General features: G+C 42.5%; 18 protein-coding genes. 1 reads left to right on the top strand and 17 read right to left on the bottom strand.

From position 1 onward, the window contains the following. Nucleotides 1-226: 226 nt before the first annotated feature. The 9 genes from JOC78_RS06330 to JOC78_RS06290 all read right to left on the bottom strand — a co-directional run bounded on the left by JOC78_RS06330 (nt 227) and on the right by JOC78_RS06290 (nt 8,522). Nucleotides 227-646: a hypothetical protein gene (locus JOC78_RS06330; protein ID WP_204553658.1), complete on the bottom strand. Its 420-nt coding sequence runs from the start codon at nt 644-646 to the stop codon at nt 227-229. 56 nt (nt 647-702) lie between these two features. Then, nucleotides 703-1,320 (bottom strand): thymidine kinase, encoded by a 618-nt coding sequence (locus JOC78_RS06325; RefSeq protein WP_204553657.1) that lies wholly within the window; start codon nt 1,318-1,320, stop codon nt 703-705. Nucleotides 1,321-1,530: 210 nt separating this feature from the next. Further along, complete coding sequence (rpmE, locus tag JOC78_RS06320; RefSeq protein ID WP_204553656.1) at nt 1,531-1,737, bottom strand: 50S ribosomal protein L31; 207 nt, start codon at nt 1,735-1,737, stop codon at nt 1,531-1,533. Nucleotides 1,738-1,958: 221 nt separating this feature from the next. Further along, entirely contained in the window at nt 1,959-3,242 is a 1,284-nt protein-coding gene (gene rho / locus JOC78_RS06315) for a transcription termination factor Rho (RefSeq protein WP_204553655.1), read from the bottom strand. A gap of 305 nt (nt 3,243-3,547) precedes the next feature. Further along, nucleotides 3,548-4,510 (bottom strand): class II fructose-bisphosphatase, encoded by a 963-nt coding sequence (gene glpX, locus JOC78_RS06310; protein WP_204553654.1) that lies wholly within the window; start codon nt 4,508-4,510, stop codon nt 3,548-3,550. A 102-nt stretch (nt 4,511-4,612) separates the two neighbouring features. Continuing rightward, nucleotides 4,613-5,896: a UDP-N-acetylglucosamine 1-carboxyvinyltransferase gene (locus JOC78_RS06305; RefSeq protein ID WP_204553653.1), complete on the bottom strand. Its 1,284-nt coding sequence runs from the start codon at nt 5,894-5,896 to the stop codon at nt 4,613-4,615. Nucleotides 5,897-6,023: 127 nt separating this feature from the next. Further along, nucleotides 6,024-6,671: a fructose-6-phosphate aldolase gene (gene fsa, locus JOC78_RS06300; RefSeq protein WP_204553652.1), complete on the bottom strand. Its 648-nt coding sequence runs from the start codon at nt 6,669-6,671 to the stop codon at nt 6,024-6,026. 467 nt (nt 6,672-7,138) lie between these two features. Next, the gene (locus tag JOC78_RS06295; protein ID WP_204553651.1) at nt 7,139-8,002 is read right to left on the bottom strand and encodes a class II fructose-bisphosphate aldolase; all 864 of its coding nucleotides are present in this window, start codon (nt 8,000-8,002) and stop codon (nt 7,139-7,141) included. A 136-nt stretch (nt 8,003-8,138) separates the two neighbouring features. Further along, nucleotides 8,139-8,522: a response regulator gene (locus JOC78_RS06290; RefSeq protein WP_204553650.1), complete on the bottom strand. Its 384-nt coding sequence runs from the start codon at nt 8,520-8,522 to the stop codon at nt 8,139-8,141. A 177-nt stretch (nt 8,523-8,699) separates the two neighbouring features. Here JOC78_RS06290 and JOC78_RS06285 point away from each other — a divergent pair, with 177 nt between their 5' ends. Beyond that, nucleotides 8,700-9,221 (top strand): DUF2529 family protein, encoded by a 522-nt coding sequence (locus tag JOC78_RS06285; protein ID WP_204553649.1) that lies wholly within the window; start codon nt 8,700-8,702, stop codon nt 9,219-9,221. Nucleotides 9,222-9,354: 133 nt separating this feature from the next. Here JOC78_RS06285 and JOC78_RS06280 read toward each other — a convergent pair whose 3' ends face one another. The 8 genes from JOC78_RS06280 to JOC78_RS06245 form a co-directional block, all read right to left on the bottom strand. Continuing rightward, nucleotides 9,355-10,956 carry a CTP synthase gene (locus tag JOC78_RS06280; protein WP_204553648.1) on the bottom strand — a complete coding sequence of 534 codons (1,602 nt, stop codon included), beginning with the start codon at nt 10,954-10,956 and terminating at the stop codon, nt 9,355-9,357. 197 nt (nt 10,957-11,153) lie between these two features. Then, complete coding sequence (gene rpoE, locus JOC78_RS06275; protein ID WP_204553647.1) at nt 11,154-11,711, bottom strand: DNA-directed RNA polymerase subunit delta; 558 nt, start codon at nt 11,709-11,711, stop codon at nt 11,154-11,156. A 111-nt stretch (nt 11,712-11,822) separates the two neighbouring features. Next, nucleotides 11,823-12,047, bottom strand: coding sequence for a hypothetical protein (locus JOC78_RS06270; protein WP_204553646.1), 225 nt, complete (start codon nt 12,045-12,047; stop codon nt 11,823-11,825). A gap of 314 nt (nt 12,048-12,361) precedes the next feature. Then, complete coding sequence (gene icmF / locus JOC78_RS06265; RefSeq protein ID WP_204553645.1) at nt 12,362-15,631, bottom strand: fused isobutyryl-CoA mutase/GTPase IcmF; 3,270 nt, start codon at nt 15,629-15,631, stop codon at nt 12,362-12,364. Nucleotides 15,632-15,642: 11 nt separating this feature from the next. Next, nucleotides 15,643-16,284: a TetR/AcrR family transcriptional regulator gene (locus JOC78_RS06260; RefSeq protein ID WP_204553644.1), complete on the bottom strand. Its 642-nt coding sequence runs from the start codon at nt 16,282-16,284 to the stop codon at nt 15,643-15,645. A gap of 140 nt (nt 16,285-16,424) precedes the next feature. Then, on the bottom strand, nt 16,425-17,564 hold the full coding sequence (locus JOC78_RS06255; RefSeq protein ID WP_204553643.1) for an acyl-CoA dehydrogenase: 1,140 nt from the start codon (nt 17,562-17,564) through the stop codon (nt 16,425-16,427). Between the two features lie 19 nt (nt 17,565-17,583). After that, nucleotides 17,584-18,720 carry an acyl-CoA dehydrogenase gene (locus JOC78_RS06250; protein ID WP_204553642.1) on the bottom strand — a complete coding sequence of 379 codons (1,137 nt, stop codon included), beginning with the start codon at nt 18,718-18,720 and terminating at the stop codon, nt 17,584-17,586. An 81-nt stretch (nt 18,721-18,801) separates the two neighbouring features. Beyond that, nucleotides 18,802-19,653: a 3-hydroxybutyryl-CoA dehydrogenase gene (locus JOC78_RS06245; protein ID WP_204553641.1), complete on the bottom strand. Its 852-nt coding sequence runs from the start codon at nt 19,651-19,653 to the stop codon at nt 18,802-18,804. Nucleotides 19,654-19,705: the final 52 nt, after the last annotated feature.

Below are 19,705 nucleotides of genomic sequence, written 5' to 3'. Positions count from 1 at the left end.
TATTATATTATATAGGAAAAGGCAAGACAATCATATAAAAGCACGGCCGTCTGTTGGAATTATTCGTTCATTTATGGCTGCAGATATTTTGGAATTACTCAGCCGCTTTTTTTATTCTGTTTGCAAAACTGGTTCCTATATTCCCCTATTAACATTTCACTGTACATCATTTATGTATTAAGCAAATAAGACGCACGAAAAAATACGTCTCGTGCGTCTCTTTGTCTTATCGATTCTCTGCCTTTACCTCAACATCTATATCGTATCTCGGCAAAGCTTTCACTAATTTTTTGCGAACAGCGGCTTGATTCACTTCTCTTGGATTTTCAGCATACACAGTAACCTGCATACGGTTGCCATTGACCCAGACATTTCCCGGGCGATAATCCGTATAGATCTTGATGACTTCTCTTGCTTTATCCACATCCGTTCCCACTTTTGACGTATCTGAAGATAAATCTAAGAAGTTCGGGTTTTGATACAAATCCACTCGGTCATTTAATTCCTTCTTCTCTGCTTGTGACGCTTGATTATTGATCATATTTGTTCCCGCTTGATCCTCTTGCTGGTGAAAAAGAGAATTTTCTTCTTTTCCGCAAGCAGAAAGCGTCAATACGAATAAACAAGCAAGCATAAATAGACGCATAAAAAAACCTCCTTCACGTTAGGTTGACCCGTTTGAAGGAGGTTTATCCGATATTCTCAGCTTTCTTTTTCGAGCGTTTCCATTCGGGCAAAAGCTGCCGTTTTAGGTACTTCGTGATGATGACGGCATCGCGGTTCGTAGCTTTCTGCTGCGCCGACCAAAATAACCGGATCATTATATCCTGCTGGCTCGCCATTAATCAGACGCTGTGTCCGGCTTGCGGGAGATCCGCATACAGCACATACAGCCTGAAGCTTCGTGACGAGCTCAGCGACAGCAATCAGCTGGGGCATAGATCCAAACGGCACGCCTCGAAAATCCTGATCCAGTCCTGCTAACACCACCCGATGCCCACGGTCTGCCAGCGTTTGAACGACTTGTACAATTCCTTCATCAAAAAATTGCACTTCATCCACAGCGACAAGATCCACCTCAGAAGTCACTTCTTCTAAGATGACCGCAGAACTTTCTACAGGTTTAGCGATAAAAGAAGAACCATTATGGGAAACCACTGACTTTTCACTGTAACGATTATCGATTTCCGGTTTAAATACCATAATATTTTGTTTAGCAAACTGTCCCCGTCTCACCCGACGAATCAGTTCTTCTGATTTACCTGAAAACATGCTTCCGCAAATAACTTCGATCCATCCGGTTTGTTTCATTACATACATGAAAAGTCCTCGCTTTCACTACTCATTCCACAAATGTGTCTAGCTGCCCCTGATCAAGCGTCTTCCGCTTTTTTCAGATATTTTTAAATAAGAGCACTTGAAATCAGAACGTTCTTATTTAAAAATACCTGATTTCCACCTATTTTATCAGTAAAAATATAAAAAACAGGCAAGCAGATGAACTCCTTACCTGTTTTCTTATGTTTAAAATTAGTTGTTCTTCATGCCGTATTTCTTATTGAAACGATCAACACGTCCGCCAGCATCAGCGAATTTTTGACGTCCAGTGTAGAATGGGTGGCATTCTGAGCAAACCTCCACGCGAATGTCGCCGTTTACAGAACCAGTTTCAAACTCGTTACCGCATGCGCATTTCACTGAAGCTTTTTTGTAATTTGGATGAATTCCTGCTTTCATCTTTGTCATCTCCTTCCGCCCTGAGTCATTCGAAACAGAGTTTTGTATAAAAAGCACGGTTGGAAAGCTCCGCACTTATTTGTTAAACACACTGACATTATTATAACAAGGCCAGACAAAAATTGCAAACTAAAAAATAGTATACATTTTCTATCCTGCACCCCGCTAAAAAATAAATACGGGACCTCTAAATTTACCTTCTCAGCCGCGAAGCCGCTTTTTTATAACATCCGTTTTGACGCGCCATTTGTTTTGATTTCGCTTGTCAGCTGCTCAATAAAATCGGCATTGGACTTCGTCTGTCTCAGCTTGCGCAAGAATTTCTCTGCAAGGTCTGGAGAGTCAGACATCGTTTTGCGAATGGACCAGATCATATCCAGCTGGCCTTTATCAATAAGCAGTTCTTCCTTACGCGTACCAGAACGTTTAATATCAATCGCTGGGAAAATTCTGCGCTCAGCAAGTGAACGGTCAAGATGAAGCTCCATATTCCCTGTTCCTTTGAACTCTTCATAAATGACATCGTCCATACGTGAACCTGTGTCGACTAAAGCCGTAGCCAAAATCGTTAAACTGCCGCCTTCTTCAATATTTCGGGCAGCCCCGAAGAAACGTTTTGGACGGTGGAATGCGGCTGGGTCAATTCCTCCTGAAAGTGTTCGTCCACTTGGAGGAATAACAAGGTTATACGCACGTGCTAAACGAGTAATACTATCCATAAGTATAATGACATCACGCTTATGTTCAACTAGGCGCATCGCACGCTCTAGCACTAATTCAGACACTTTAATATGGTTTTCCGGCACTTCGTCAAATGTCGAACTGACGACTTCAGCTTGAACCGAACGTTCGATATCTGTTACTTCTTCCGGGCGCTCATCAATCAATAGGACAATAAGCTCGGCTTCCGGATTATTTGTTGTAATGGAATTGGCAATTTCTTTGAGAAGCATCGTTTTTCCGGCCTTTGGAGGAGCAACAATCAGACCGCGCTGCCCGAAACCTACTGGAGCAATTAAATCCATAATTCGAGTGGAAAGGTTTCTTGGGCTTGTTTCTAATTTAACTTGTCTATCCGGGTACAATGGCGTTAAAGCAGGGAAATGCACACGTTCCTTGGCAGATTCGGGATCATCCCCATTGACAGCTTCTACGTGAAGCAATCCGTAGTAACGCTCATTTTCTTTTGGAGGACGTACTTTACCGGATACTTTATCTCCATTTCTTAAGTCGAAACGGCGAATTTGTGAGGCGGAAATGTAAATATCCTCTGAGCTTGCCGAATAGTTGATCGGACGCAAGAAGCCGAAACCTTCTGATTGAATGATTTCGAGAACGCCTTCCATAAAGAAAAATCCTTGCTCCTCTGCCCGGGCTTTTAATATAGCAAATATTAATTCTTTTTTAGTCAGCTTGCTGTAATAGGAAATCTTGTATGTCCGCGCTAATTCATAAAGCTCTTTTAACTTTAAATTTTCTAAATACGATATTGTTAATTCTTCCATTTTGGCACCACGCTTTAATTTAGTTCTCTCCTATATAATTTTTAAATTAAAATGATAAGGGGAGTAGTGTGTTAAAAATAATAATGATATAGAGGGTTCAAAAACCATATCTATTTTAACCGTTGGGATTGAATGTATCAACAATTGGATTGTATGAGAGGATATTTTTGTACAATCAGTCACTGCACAATAGTCACTAGAAGAAGCAACGCGATACTTTACTATGAAATGTGATGAAATAAACAGCGGCCACAGACTGATCTAGATCGCCTGCTCTGCCGCTGCTTCATCAATGGATATTAAGATTATTTGATTACAAGGTTTGGTTTTTTGCTTAAGCTGTGACGCCCGTCAACAAACCGCACTGTACCAGATTTCGCTCTCATAACAACGGAATGAGTTTCGCCGTATGTTCCTTTAAATTGAACGCCGCGCAAAAGCTCGCCATCTGTTACTCCTGTGGCTGCAAATATGGCATCATCTCCGCGAACTAAGTCTTCCATACGAAGCACTTTATTCACATCAAGTCCCATTCCTTTACAACGCTCAAGTTCCGCATCATCTTGAGGAAGCAGACGTCCTTGAAGCTCGCCTCCAAGAGATTTTAAAGCAACTGCTGCAATAACGCCTTCTGGCGCTCCGCCGGAACCGAACAAAATATCTACACCTGTTTTATCAAACGCTGTGTTGATCGCGCCTGCCACATCTCCGTCATTGATCAGCTTAATACGCGCGCCTGCTTCACGAAGCTGAGCAATAATTTCTTCATGACGAGGACGGTTTAATACAGTGGCTACCACGTCTTCAATGTTCTTGTTTTTCGCTCTCGCTACTGCTTTTAAGTTGTCTAATACAGAAGCGTTGATGTCGATTTGTCCAACTGCTTCAGGACCTACCGCAATCTTGTCCATATACATATCAGGGGCATGCAAAAGGTTTCCATGGTCAGCTACCGCTAAAACCGCTAAGGCATTCCAGCCGCCAGAAGCTACAATGTTTGTTCCTTCTAAAGGATCAACAGCTACGTCTACACGCGGGCCATAGCCAGTACCAAGCTTCTCGCCAATGTATAGCATAGGTGCTTCATCCATTTCGCCTTCACCAATGACGACTGTGCCTTTCATTGGGATTGTATCAAATACGTCACGCATCGCTGAAGTCGCTGCGTCGTCCGCTTCGTTTTTCTTTCCTCGTCCCATCCAACGTGCGGAAGCTAAAGCTGCAGCTTCTGTCACACGTACAAGTTCCATAGATAAACTTCTTTCCATATCGTCTTCCTCCTGTGTTACAAACTGCATATTTTTTAAATCGTATATCATATTAACATATATATTGTAACACAATTAAACGACAGGGAGGGGAAGAAATTATTAGCTTTTTATTTGCTTTAGTTCTTCTTGACTTAGTTCTTCCCGCCAAATATCAGCGCCAATGTTGCTTAATTTCTCTACAAGCTGGCTATATCCGCGATCGATGTGTTCAAGTCCAGTGACTTCCGTGATTCCTTCGGCCATTAATCCGGCTATAACCAACGCAGCCCCCGCTCGAAGATCACTGGCTTTTACTTTCGCACCGTGCAATTGGACAGGCCCATTCACTATAGCCGATCTGCCTTCCACTTTCATGTGTGCGTTCATTCTCCGAAGTTCATCTACATGCTTGAATCGTGCCGAATAGATCGTATCCGTTACAATAGCTGACCCTTCTGCTTTCGTTAATAAAGAAGTGAAAGGCTGCTGAAGGTCTGTCGGAAACCCTGGATAAACAAGTGTCTTAATATCTACTGCTTGCAGTTTTTCTGCTTTGCCAACGTATATTTTGTCGTCGCCAATTTCAATGGGAACATTCATTTCACGCAGCTTAGCAGTCAAGGATTCTACGTGAAGCGGGATGACATTATCAATAATGACCCCTTCTCCTGCTGCTGCAGCCAGAATCATAAATGTACCGGCTTCAATCCGATCCGGAATAATGGTGTGACGGCAGCCATTCAGCTTGTCTACACCTTCTATTCGAATGACATCCGTGCCCGCTCCTTTAATCTTAGCGCCCATGTTATTCAATAGCGTCGCAACATCAATAATTTCCGGTTCTTTTGCGGCATTTTCAATAACCGTCCGGCCTTTCGCTTTGACCGCGGCGAGCATGATGTTAATGGTTGCACCGACACTGACTACATCGAGGTATATTCTCGCCCCGCGTAATTCTTTCGCACGCAAATATATAGCTCCTTGCTCATTGGTCACTTCAGCTCCAAGGGCTTCAAACCCTTTAATGTGCTGATCGATCGGCCGCGGTCCTAAGTGACAGCCCCCCGGTAATCCAATGACTGCTTTCTTAAACTTCCCAAGCATGGCTCCCATTAAATAATAAGAGGCTCGCAGTTTCTTTACTCGGCCATTGGGCAGAGGCATGGCGATCATATTCGATGGGTCCACGTTCATTTCCCCATCTTCAAAGGTCACGCCTCCTCCAATTTCTTCAAGCAAACCTTTTAGCATATGAATATCAGAAATGTCCGGCAGCCCTTCAATTGTCACTGGAGACTCCGCTAAAATAGTGGCGGGAACTAAAGCAACAGCACTGTTTTTTGCTCCATCGACTTTAATTGTGCCTTTTAACGGATGTCCTCCTGCAATTTTCAGCTTTTCCATATTTGACTCCCTTCTTTAAGCACTAGCACAGAATATCAAAAGGGATGTTACCCCAGGTGTTTGTACCGTCATTTGATTAATTTTAGTTTATCCCGTATTAGGGAAATCATGTATAAAATTGGATGAATTATTTCGCTTTTCTTTGTTCCCAATCTGCTAAGAACGCATCAATTCCTTTATCGGTTAAAGGGTGCTTAAACATTTGCTGAAGAACCTTGAAAGGAATCGTAGAAATATGCGCGCCTCTAAGTGCCGCTTCAGTCACATGCTGCGGGTGACGGATCGATGCCGCAATAATTTCAGAATCAATATTATGAATCGCAAAGATTGCCGCAATGTTTTCAATAAGATCCATTCCGTCATGGCCAATGTCATCTAAACGGCCTAAAAATGGTGATACATAAGAAGCGCCGGCTCTTGCTGCTAATAAAGCTTGGTTGGCACTAAAGATTAAAGTAACGTTTGTTTTAATGCCGTCTTTAGCCAAAGTCGCTACTGCTTTCAAGCCGTCTGGCGTCATTGGAACTTTTACCGTAATATTAGGCGCGATCTTAGCTAACTCACGGCCTTCTTTAATCATTCCTTCTGCATCTAAAGCAATAACCTCTGCACTGACAGAGTCGCTCACTAAATCCGTAATTTCACGAAGGCGATCGTGGAAAGGAACGGTTTCTTTCGCTACAAGTGACGGGTTTGTTGTCACACCTGACAGGATTCCCCAAGAATGTGCTTCTTTAATTTCTTCCATGTTGGCTGTATCAATAAAAATTTTCATCTCAAATTCCCCTTTTTTCTTATTAATTTTAACGAACGGACTTGTCCTATGTAAATGAAGCTTAGGACTCTCTTTTATATTGAAAGTACTTTTAATATTTCGAAAGTTGTTTTTATAGTGCTTTTCTATTACAAGAAAATATGCACGGAAACCGCCCTACTGTTATAAGGCGGTTTCGTACATCTATATATGGGTCGCTTACAGATCAGCTCTGCTTTTCGGTCTGTCTAGCAAAATGGGCTAGGATCTCGGTCAAAAGATCAACTAACCTAAAGGCACAAAACGCCTTTTGGTTAGTTGCCTATTTGCCTGTCGCTCCTGAACAGCGTAATTTGCTTTTCGGTGTGTCTAGCAAAATCCGTTAGGTGCTTGGGTCAAAAGATCTTCTACCCTAAAGGCAAAGAGCGCCTTGAGGGTAGAAGCCTATTTGCCCTTCACACCTGAGCAAACGGCTTTTGCTTTTCATATTACGCTTTACCCGATGAACCGAATTCTTGCATTTTGCCTTTTACTGTTTCTTTGATGGCTTCGCGAGCTGGGCCTAAGTATTTACGCGGATCGTATTCGTTTGGCTTTTCAGCTAGTACTTCACGTACGCGTTTGGCTGATGAGATTTGGTTTTCAGTGTTGACATTAATTTTTGCCGTTCCAAGTGAGATCGCTTTTTGAACGTCTTTCGTTGGAATGCCTGTTCCTCCGTGAAGAACTAAAGGAACACCTGTCAGGTTCATAACTTCTTCCATACGGTCAAAACCAAGCTTCGGCTCGCCTTTATAAGGGCCATGAACAGAACCTAGTGCAGGAGCGAAGCAGTCTACACCCGTTTCACGAACTAATTGATCACACTCTGAAGGAATGGCGTAAGCTGCATCTGCGTCTTCAACCACTAGATCGTCCTCTTGTCCGCCGATACGGCCAAGTTCCGCTTCTACTGAAACTCCGTGCAGGTGAGCTAATTCCACAACTTTTTTCGTTAATGCTATATTTTCTTCTAACGGATGGTGAGATCCATCGATCATAACTGATGTAAATCCTGCATGAATCGCTTTCGCACACATTTCAAAGCTTGATCCATGATCCAGGTGAATCGCAACTGGAACAGTTACTTTATATTCTTCCATCAAGGCTTTTACCATTTCAACAACAAGCTTAAATCCACCCATATAGCGGGCAGCGCCTTCAGATACCCCTAGAATTACTGGAGATTTCTCTTCTTCTGCTGCTTGTAAAATCGCTTGCGTAAACTCTAAGTTGTTCAGATTAAATTGTCCAACAGCATACTTCTTGTCCTTGGCTGTATTAAGCATTTCTGTCATGGAAACTAAAGGCATAATTATTTTCCTCCTTGATTTGAGACTGTAAGCAAATCCAATAAAACTTGTACTTACAGATTTAATTTTTTTACATTTGTATCATACCAAAATAATGTAGCCTTTACCAATCAGAAGCCAATGCGCCATGAAAAAGTCAATTTTTTGTTTGTTCGTTTTCTCTAGTGACATATTCTTTGACTGTCTTGCGAATGTCATCAATATCAAACGGCTTAGCGAAGTGCGTCAAAGCACCCAGGTCTCTTGCTTCTTGAATCATGTCTAATTCACCATAAGCTGTCATAATGATGACACGAATATCCGCATCTTTTTGTTTCATTCTTTTTAAAATTTCTATTCCATCCATACCAGGAATCTTCATGTCTAACAGCACAAGATCAGGTGAATGCTCATTGGCAATTTCAAGTGCTTGAACACCGTTTGCCGCTTGAAAAGTTGTATAGCCTTCCTTCTGAAGCACTTCATTCAATAAAATACGAATGCCGAATTGATCATCTACTATAAGAATCTTTTTATTCATGTCATTTACCCTCACTTCATTAAAAAACAGATTATACCGACTCGGTTATTTACTAATTATTTCTATTAATATGAGGGAAACTCCTGCTTGTAAATAAAACTTATTAAGTTTGTCTGATTTTCCTCAAGAAAAGGTTATATGTATAATGAACACAACGATTAGAAGGAGTGATCAATGATGCTGAAAATGTTTACTACACAATTAACGGGTCTTTTGCAGAGAATATCTGACAAAGAAGCCTTTTCTATAGAAGATGGAGCCCGCCTTTTAGCTCAAGCGTCAGCCGGTGAAGGCCATATATATATTAAAGGCTTAAAAGAAATGCAAGCCATTGAATATGAAGCAATTGAAGGAGCGGAACCATTCAGACATGCCCGCGTGCTTCAATCAGATACTCAAATTAAGCAAATGGACCGGGTGCTGCTCATCTCTCGATTGGCAAATGATCCAGAGGCCATTGCCATTGGAGAATCTCTTGCTGCTGAAGGGATTCCATTCGTGGCTATAGCAGGTCAAATAAAGGCTGATTCAGAGCCATCACTAGCTGATTTGGCAGATATATTTATTGATACGAAACTAACGAAAGGGATGCTGCCTGATGATTCAGGCGGCCGCACAGGCTTCCCTTCTGCCATGGCAGGCTTATATATTTACCACTTGCTAAAAATGACTACCGATGAAATTTTAGAAGATTATTGAAAAAATCGGTACAAAAATGACTACAGCTATGCCAGTGGACATTTATTCACAATAAGAACGTACACTCATTGTATAGAAAAAGCTGACTCGAAAGATCGTTAAACAATCTGTTGAGTCAGCTTCTTTTTATTATTTATTGGTTGCTTTTAAGGGCTGCTTCTACGAAGTCACGGAATAATGGCTGCGGACGCGTAGGTCTAGATGTAAATTCAGGGTGGAACTGAGCTGATACGAACCATGGGTGATCAGCAAGTTCGACGATTTCCACTAGACGGCCGTCTGGGCTTGTACCAGAGAAGATAAAGCCTTTTTGCTCCATTTGCTCGCGGAATTCATTATTGAACTCGTAACGGTGACGGTGACGTTCGTACACCACTTCTTCCTGGTATGCTTCGTAAGCTTTTGTTCCTTTTTTCAGCTTACAAGGATATAGTCCAAGACGAAGAGTTCCGCCAAGATCTTCGATGTCTTTTTGCTCAGGTAACAGATCGATAATCGCATGCTGCGTTTCAGGATCCAACTCAGAAGAATGTGCACCTTCAAGGTTCAGCATATTGCGGGCATATTCAATAGACGCCAGCTGCATTCCTAGGCAAATGCCGAAGAATGGAACTTTTTTCTCACGTGCATATTGAATAGCTACTAATTTACCTTCTGTTCCGCGATCACCGAATCCGCCTGGAACTAAGATCCCATCAGCATCTTTTAGCACCTCTTCCGCATTTTCAGGTGTCAATTCAGCTGAGTTGACCCAATCAATGTCGATATCGGCATCAAACGTGTAGCCTGCATGCTTAAGTGCTTCTGCAACAGAAATATAAGCATCTTGCAATTCTACATATTTACCAACAAGAGCGATTCTTGTTTTCTTAGACAGGTTGCGAACTTTATCTACAAGCTCTTTCCACTCGGACATATCTGCTTCATGTACTTGTAATTTCAAGTGATTGCAAACAAGGTCATCCATGTGTTGATCTTGAAGAGCTAAAGGAACAGCGTATAGTGTATCTGCATCAAGCGCTTCAATGACCGCTTCAGGAGCAATATCACAGAATAATGCAAGCTTGTCTTTCATGTCTTGAGAAATCGGCATTTCTGTACGAACAACAATGATATTCGGCTGAATACCAAGGCTGCGAAGCTCTTTTACGCTGTGCTGTGTCGGTTTCGTTTTCATTTCGCCGGCAGCTTTCAAGTAAGGAATCAGCGTACAGTGGATATACATGACGTTATCTTGGCCAAGGTCACTCTTGATTTGGCGAATGGCTTCAAGGAACGGCAATGATTCGATATCTCCAACCGTACCGCCGATTTCAGTAATAACTACATCTGCATTCGTTTCCTTGCCCGCGCGCATGACACGTTCTTTAATTTCATTCGTAATGTGAGGGATGACTTGTACCGTTCCGCCTAAGTATTCACCGCGGCGCTCTTTGCGGAGTACAGTAGAATAAATTTTTCCCGTTGTCACATTGCTGTATTTAGACAGGTTGATATCGATAAAACGCTCATAATGACCTAAGTCCAAATCCGTTTCAGCGCCATCATCGGTAACAAATACTTCACCGTGCTGATAAGGACTCATCGTTCCTGGATCCACGTTAATATACGGGTCAAATTTTTGGATTGTCACCTTTAATCCGCGGTTTTTAAGCAAACGCCCTAGTGAAGCTGCCGTAATTCCTTTTCCTAATGACGACACTACTCCGCCTGTAACAAAAATATATTTAGTCAACTTGTAAATCCCCCTTCAATCTATTGTTCCTTAATATGATTTCATTCATCCACTGCTTATATAGGGTTAAAAACACAAAAACGCCCCGATTACTTAAAAAGTAAAGGGAGCGTTATTAACGTTAGCAATTCTCTTTAAAGAGCCCAAATAAAATACTACAATTCCGCTTAAAAGAAGTCAAGAAAAGATTAAAAATCTTATTTTTCGTCTAAATCTTCATCTTCATCTTCATCTTCTTCGTCATCATCCAAGTCAAAATCATCGTCGTCTGTGACTAGATCATCATCGAAGCCGTCATCATCGTCCTCGTCTTCATCATCGTCATCATCCAGACCATCAATTTCATCCACTAGGTCTTCTAATTCATCGACTTCTTCTTCTAAATCTTCTTCGTCAAAGTCCAGTTCTTCTTCGTCCTCAAGATCTTCAACTTCAGCTTTTTTAGCTTTTTTCTTTTTCGCTTTCGTCTTCACGGCAGATACTGCTTCTTCCTCGATTTGATCCACAGGATACCAAGCGCGCAGTCCCCAGCGGTTCTCCCCTAGCGTAAGAAAGCTGCCGTCAATATTTAGATCTGTATAGAATTGCACCATACGCTGTTTCACTTCTTCATCAGAAATCTCTAAATATCCTTGAATCTTATTTAGAATTTCCTGGAAAGTTAAAGGCTGCTTGCTTTCTCCTAAAATTTCATGTGCCAGTTCAATAAAAGACATTTCTTTTAATTCTTCTTTAGACAATTGTTTCAAACTCAATTCTCGCACGTCCCTTCTCTATTTACAAACACTCTTCTCTCTGAGTGAAAAAGGCAATAATTAGAATGCATATTTTTCATTATAAACAAAAATAGCGGGCTTATGCTAGATTTATGTCACGATTCCCGCTTTTTTTTGTGTCCTTTTTACAGACGGGGTTTCTTCAGCCGTTTCAGTTTCTTCTTGAATATAAGGGCGTGCTGGCTTTTTCCATTCTTGATAACTTTTATAGAATAAATAGATGGCTAAAAGAAGTAGGGGGATTGAACCTAATTGCATATGATAGAGCCAAAGGAAAACAATGATATAGGCAGCTACTGCGATCGTTCTTGTCATTTGGTTCACCTTGTCACATCCCATCTTTATCCTGTTTATTGTACTTCTTTCTCCCTTACATTGTAAAAGAAAAGCTGAATTTCCTGTGTAAAGTTTTTGAAAATTTAATTACTGGATTTTTCGGTTCCCACAGTCTTTTTATTATTAGCTTGCCCATAACTCCTTTTAAGTAAACGCTTTCTTTATGCGTATTTTGAATCTTTACATATAAAAAGGCGGCTTACGCCGTCTCCAGTCTCTGAATCCTGCGAGATACAGCGATCATCCGCCGTTTTCCCACAAGCCAGTCTGGGACTCATAAGCCACCTAAATTGTTACATATTTCTTCTGTATTGACCGCCTACTTCATACAATGCCTTCGTAATTTGGCCAAGACTTGCTACTTTTACTGTATCCATTAACTCAGCAAAGATATTGCCTCCGCTGACAGCTGCTTCTTTTAAACGGGCAAGCGCTGCTTCAGTTTGGTCTTGATGCTGCTCTTGGAAGTTCTTCAAATTCGTAATTTGGGTTTCCTTTTCCTCTTTCGTCGCACGCGCAAGCTCCATGTTGTTAATATCGTCCTCTGATGGAGGGTTTGGATTCAAGTACGTGTTGACGCCAATAATCGGCAATTCACCCGTATGCTTCAGCATTTCATAATGCATGGATTCTTCTTGAATTTTCCCGCGCTGATACTGCGTTTCCATGGCGCCAAGTACACCGCCGCGATCATTAATTCTCTCAAACTCTTTTAACACAGCTTCTTCTACTAAATCCGTTAATTCCTCCGCAATGAAAGAGCCTTGCAGCGGATTTTCATTTTTCGATAAGCCATGCTCATTTGTAATAATCATTTGAATAGCCATCGCACGGCGAACCGATTCTTCCGTTGGTGTAGTAATCGCTTCATCATAGGCATTTGTATGAAGGGAGTTACAGTTATCCTGCAAAGCCATGAGTGCCTGCAATGTCGTACGGATGTCGTTGAAATCAATTTCCTGCGCATGCAGAGAACGGCCAGATGTTTGAACGTGGTATTTCAGCTTTTGCGAGCGCTCATTTGCTCCATACTTATCACGCATCGTTGTTGCCCAAATACGGCGAGCTACCCGTCCAATCACTGTATACTCAGGATCTAAACCGTTAGAGAAGAAGAAGGATAAATTCGGCGCGAAGTCATCAATGTTCATCCCGCGGCTTAAATAATATTCCACATACGTAAATCCGTTAGCGAGTGTGAAAGCCAGCTGAGAAATTGGGTTCGCCCCTGCTTCTGCAATATGGTAGCCAGAAATAGAAACAGAATAATAGTTTCTGACTTGATGATCGATAAAGTATTGCTGAATATCTCCCATCATTCTAAGGGCAAATTCAGTTGAGAAAATACATGTGTTTTGCCCTTGATCTTCTTTTAGAATATCGGCTTGAACCGTTCCGCGAACCGTCTTCAGCGTTAGGGCACGAACCTCGCCAAACTCTTCCACTGTCAGGGTGCGTCCGAGTTCTTCTTCTTTCGCTTTCACCTGCTGATCAATGGCTGTGTTCATAAACATAGCTAAGATAATTGGCGCTGGGCCGTTAATCGTCATGGAAACCGATGTAGACGGATGGCATAAGTCAAAGCCTGCATACAGCTTCTTCATATCTTCAAGCGTACAAATGCTGACGCCGCTCTCGCCTACTTTTCCATAAATGTCTGGGCGGTGATCTGGGTCTTCCCCGTATAAAGTAACTGAATCAAAAGCGGTACTTAAACGCTTCGCATCATCATCTTTAGACAGGTAGTGGAAGCGGCGGTTCGTTCGTTCCGGCGTTCCTTCTCCCGCAAATTGACGCTTCGGATCTTCTCCTTTGCGTTTAAACGGAAACACACCAGCTGTATAAGGGAAGGCACCAGGCACATTCTCTTTAAATACCCAGCGCAGGATTTCGCCGTAATCTTCAAATTTAGGCAGCGCCACACGCGGAATCGCTAAACCAGAAAGGCTAGTCGTTGTTAATTCTGTCACGATTTCCTTATCACGGATTTTCGTGACAAATTCTTTGCCGGAGTATTTTTCTTTTAATTCGTGCCAGCTATTCAGCACTTTTCTAGATTCAGGCGTTAAATGCTCTTCAACCGAAGCTTTCAATGCTTCTAGGGAAGACAGGACGTCACTGTTTGTTTCTTTTGCCTTAACCTCCTCGATCGCACCTTCAAGCTGGAACAGACGCCGGGCAATTTTCACTTGCTCCGCTGCTTTGCCATGGTAGCCTCGAACCGCTTCCGTAATTTCGCGCAGGTAATAGCGGCGATCATTCGGTATAATGACATTTTGTTTTTCGACATCGACGTTTTTGTCGAATGACGTGGACCAGTCTGTACCTGCTTTCTTATTAATGACGTCCACTAATGCCGCAAAAAGTGCGTTTGTGCCTTGGTCATTAAATTGACTGGCGATCGTCCCGTAAACCGGCATGTCATCAAGCTGCTGGTCAAAAAGGTTGCGGCTGCGCTGGTACTGCTTCTGAACTTGGCGCTTAGCATCCTCTGATCCTTTTCTTTCAAATTTATTGATCACAATTAAGTCAGCGAAATCAATCATATCAATTTTCTCAAGCTGTGACGGGGCACCGAATTCGCTCGTCATTACATACATCGATACATCAGAAATTTCAGCGATTTCCGCATCCCCTTGGCCAATCCCGCTCGTCTCAACGATAATTAAGTCGAAGCCAGCTGCTTTAGTTACTGCAATCGCATCTTTAATAGCTAATGATAATTCAGAACGAGAATTACGGGTGGCCAAGCTGCGCATAAATACACGATTAGAGAAGATGGCATTCATGCGAATCCGGTCTCCGAGCAAGGCGCCCCCCGTTTTTTGCTTCGTCGGATCTACGGAAAGAATCGCGACCTTTTTGTCCGGAAGTTCATTTAAGAAGCGGCGGATTAACTCATCTGTCAATGAGCTTTTTCCTGCTCCTCCAGTGCCTGTGATCCCTACGACTGGCACATTCGCCTTCATTTCATCAATCTGTTCTAAAATTTCTTTCGTCTCTGCCTGTGAAGCTGGATCGGCATCGACTTGATCCTCCGCTAATGAAATCAGCTTAGAAATGACAGGTGCTGCACCAGTTTTTAATTCATCTAACTCTGCTTTTACAGCACTTGTTGCTGTTGGAAAATCACATTCCTCAAGCATCCGGTTAATCATCCCTTGGAGCCCGCTCGTACGGCCGTCTTCAGGTGAAAAGATGCGGGCAATCCCATAGTCATGAAGCTCTTGAATTTCTCTTGGTATAATAACCCCGCCGCCTCCGCCATAAATGCGAATGTGCGAACAGCCCTTTTCTTTCAGCAAGTCATAGGTGTATTTGAAGTATTCTACATGCCCGCCTTGGTAAGAAGAAATCGCGATCCCCTGCACGTCTTCTTGAATCGCCGCATTCACAATTTCTTCTACTGAACGGTTATGCCCTAAATGAATGACCTCTGCTCCGCTGGCTTGTAAAATTCGTCTCATAATATTAATTGAAGCATCATGTCCATCAAAAAGACTGGAAGCTGTAACAAATCGAATATGGTGTTTCGGTTTATATATTTCCACTGTTTGACTCATGTTTCTCCCCCTTATTTTTTCACTCGGTATCCATCAATACCAGCAAAAAGCAAATCCGTCTGCAAGTCGATGTAGTCGTCTATTGTAAACGCTTTCCTCAAACTCCAGCGACGGAATCCCCACATTTGTCCTTGTACAAAAATATTTTGAGCGAGCATATGAATGGTTCGTTCATCCATTTCCAGCTCATTGTTCTCGACACAGCACCGAATCAGTGTTTCAAACATCCCGACCATTTCCATTTCTTTCTGCAGGACATAAGGCAGCGCATCCTTTGAAAGGGATTTCGCTTCTTGATACATGACAAGCACTTCATCCTGCATATCATCAACTACTTTAAAGTAATAGCCAACCCCTAGTTTCAGGTTTTCAATCGTACCCGCTTCCGTATCAATTTGCTGCAGCCGTTCTTTTACCTGATCATAAATGCTGTCGCAGACTAAGTAGAGTACATCTTCTTTCGTCCGTATGTACTCGTATAAAGTGCCTATGCTGAATCCAGAAGCTTTAGCAATTTCCCTTGTCGTTGTTCGGTGAAATCCCTTTTGCTTAAAAAGCGTAACGGCACCCCTAATCATTTCGTTCCGCCTTTTTTGGATCAGCTGCTCATCTTTAACAGACGCATGGACTTTTCGTTTATTGTTTTCGTTCATATCTATCAACCGCCTTATTAAGGGCCTTTATAAGATAGGTCTGAGTTCATGCGCCAGGGACTGACTCCCCTTGTTCAACTAGCCAGCTCACCCTGTCGCATGATTCTCTGTTTCCTCTTAACTTATAAAAAGTAATTGCCTTATTTCGTTAGCATTCTTGAAATGACAAGACGCTGAATTTCTTGTGTACCTTCATAGATTTGTGTAATCTTCGCATCGCGCATATAACGCTCAACTGGGTAGTCCTTCGTATAGCCGTAGCCTCCAAAGATTTGAACTGCCTCAGTTGATACTTTCATTGCTGTATCACCAGCCATTAATTTAGACATGGCCGATTCTTTACCGTATGGCAGTCCTTCAGATTCAAGCCAAGCTGCTTGATACGTTAAAAGACGGGAAGCTTCTACGCTTGTAGCCATATCTGCCAATTTAAATGAGATTCCTTGGTTAGCAGCAATCGGCTTGCCGAACTGCTGGCGCTCTTTCGCATATTCGACAGAGGCATCTAATGCCCCTTGTGCAATGCCTACCGCTTGGGCAGCGATTCCGTTACGGCCGCCATCAAGTGTCATCATGGCAATCTTGAAGCCATCGCCTTCCTCACCAAGTACGTTTTCTTTCGGCACTCGGCAATCTTCAAAGATAATTTCTGTTGTTGGTGAAGAACGAATGCCCAGTTTCTTTTCTTTCTTTCCAACAGAGAAGCCTGCGAAGTCTTTTTCAACGATAAATGCTGTTGTGCCGCGTTGTTTAGATGATGGATCTGTTAATGCAAACACGACATAAATATCAGCGATGCCGCCGTTCGTAATAAAGATTTTAGATCCATTTAAGACATACTCATCTCCATCTAAACGAGCTGTTGTTTTCATGCCGCCCGCATCGGATCCTGAACCTGGCTCAGTTAATCCATAGGCTCCGATTTTTTCCCCTTGGGCCATTGGCTTTAAGTACTTCTGCTTTTGTTCTTCTGATCCGAATTTATAAACAGGCCAGCCTGCAAGTGAGGTATGAGCTGACAATGTAACCCCTGTTGACGCACAGACACGTGATAATTCTTCAACAGCGATACAGTAGGCTAAATAGTCGCTTCCGATGCCGCCGTATTCTTCCGGCCAAGGAATCCCCGTTAAGCCAAGCTCCGCCATTTTTTTGAATAAGTCCATATCAAAGCGCTCTTCTTCATCACGCTCTGCCGCTGTAGGCTCAACTTCATTCTTAGCAAAGTCGCGCACCATTTTTCTAATCATTTCGTGTTCTTCAGTTAATTGGAAGTTCATTCTCTTTTCCCCCGCCCTTTTATTTGGTTAAATGCTTGCCGATGACTAATTTTTGAATTTCGCTTGTTCCTTCATAAATCTCAGTCACTTTCGCATCTCTGAAGTAACGTTCGACCGCATATTCTTTCGTGTACCCATATCCCCCATGTACTTGAACGGCTTCAATCGCTGACTCAACAGCTGTTTTTGATGCGAATAATTTCGCCATGGATGCTTCCTTGCCGCACGGTAGACCTTTCGTGCGCAGATCCGCTGCCCGGTAAACAAGTAACTTAGCTGCTTCCACATTTGTTGCCATATCAGCCAGTTTAAATGCCAGACCTTGCTGAGCTGCAATCGGTTTTCCGAATTGCTGGCGCTCTTTCGCGTACTTTGTGGCTTCCTCTAATGATGCTTCAGCGATCCCCAAGGATTGTGCGGCAATCCCGATTCGTCCCACATCGAGGTTAGCCATGGCAATCTTAAACCCTTCTCCTTCTTGCCCCAACAGATTCTCGGCCGGCACTTTCATATCTTCAAAAGTAAGCTGAAGTGTCCGTGAACCATGAAGACCCATTTTATGCTCGTCTTTTCCGATAATTAAACCTGGTGTATCTTTCTCAACGATAAATGCTGACACCCCTTTACCGCCTGCACTCGGATCTGTCGAAGCAAAAACAATATATGTATCTGCTTCTCCACCATTTGTAATAAACACTTTTGAACCGTTAATGATATAGTGATCGCCTTGTTTCACTGCTTTTGTTTTCATACTGGCTGCATCTGAACCCGCGCTTGGTTCTGTCAAACAGAAAGCACCTAAAAACTCTCCTGATGCAAGCTTTGGCACGTACTTGCGCTTTTGTTCTTCTGTACCGAAGTAAAGAATTGGATTCGTTCCGACTGATGTATGAACAGACAGAATCACCCCTACCGTTGCGCTGACTTTAGACAGTTCATGAATAGCAATGATGTAAGAAGTAAAATCCATTTCGCTTCCACCATACTCTTCAGGAATCGTAATTCCCATTAAGCCAAGCTCAGCCATTTTATTAAGTATTTCACGAGGGAATTCTCCATCTTCCATTCTCTCAATAAAAGGAGCAATTTCCGTTTCTGCAAAGTCTTTGACCATTTTACGCATCATTTCCTGCTCTTCTGTGAATCGCAATTCCATGCTCTTCTCCCCCTGTTGCCTTTGTTGTGATTAATTGGCGTCTTCCATTTTCATACCTGCGTGATTGATTAGCCCAACTTTTTACTCGTACGTATAGAAGCCTCTGCCGGATTTCTTGCCCAGCCAGCCAGCTTTTACATATTTTCTAAGCAGCGGGCATGGACGGTATTTATCGTCTCCAAATCCGTCATGCAGAATTTCCATAATGTATAGGCAAGTATCTAGTCCGATAAAGTCTGCAAGTGTGAGCGGTCCCATTGGATGATTCATTCCAAGTTTCATGACATCGTCAATCGCTTCTTTCGTTGCCACACCTTCATATAGCGTGTAGATCGCTTCGTTGATCATCGGCATAAGAATTCGGTTGGAGACGAAGCCAGGAAAGTCATTTACTTCTACTGGCACTTTATTGAGCGTATTTGTCATATCTTCGATTGTTTTATACACTTCATCGGAAGTAGCTAGACCACGGATAATTTCTACTAGCTTCATAACCGGAACCGGATTCATAAAATGCATGCCGATCACTTTCTCCGGACGGTCTGTAGCTGCGGCAATTTCTGTAATCGGTAATGAAGAAGTATTAGAAGCTAAAATCGTATGCTCTGGCGTGATTTCATCCAGCTGAGCAAAAATTTTACGCTTAATTTCCATGTTTTCAACCGCCGCTTCAATGACAAGATCTACGCCACTCGCATCTTGCAGATCTGTAGACTTTTCAATGCGGCCAAGGACTTCTTCTTTCTCGGCTTCAGTCATTCTTTCCTTTTGCACTTGGCGTGAAAGATTTTTATCAATCACACCTAATCCCCGTTCCAGAAATTCTTCTTTTATATCATTTAGAATGACTTCATACCCTGCATGCGCACAAACTTGAGCAATTCCTGACCCCATTTGCCCTGCGCCAATGACCATTAATTTTTTGACTTTCATTTCTTCTCCCCCTCGTAAGTAATTGTACGTTCTCTTTAAAAAGAGGAGGGCT

Origin of the sequence: Bacillus ectoiniformans, from assembly GCF_016908875.1 — a bacterium.
GTDB classification, from domain to species: Bacteria; Bacillota; Bacilli; order Bacillales; family Domibacillaceae; genus Bacillus_BX; species Bacillus_BX ectoiniformans.
The sequence above is the reverse complement of the archived record's forward strand: the minus strand, read 5'-3'. Positions and strand labels throughout refer to the sequence as shown.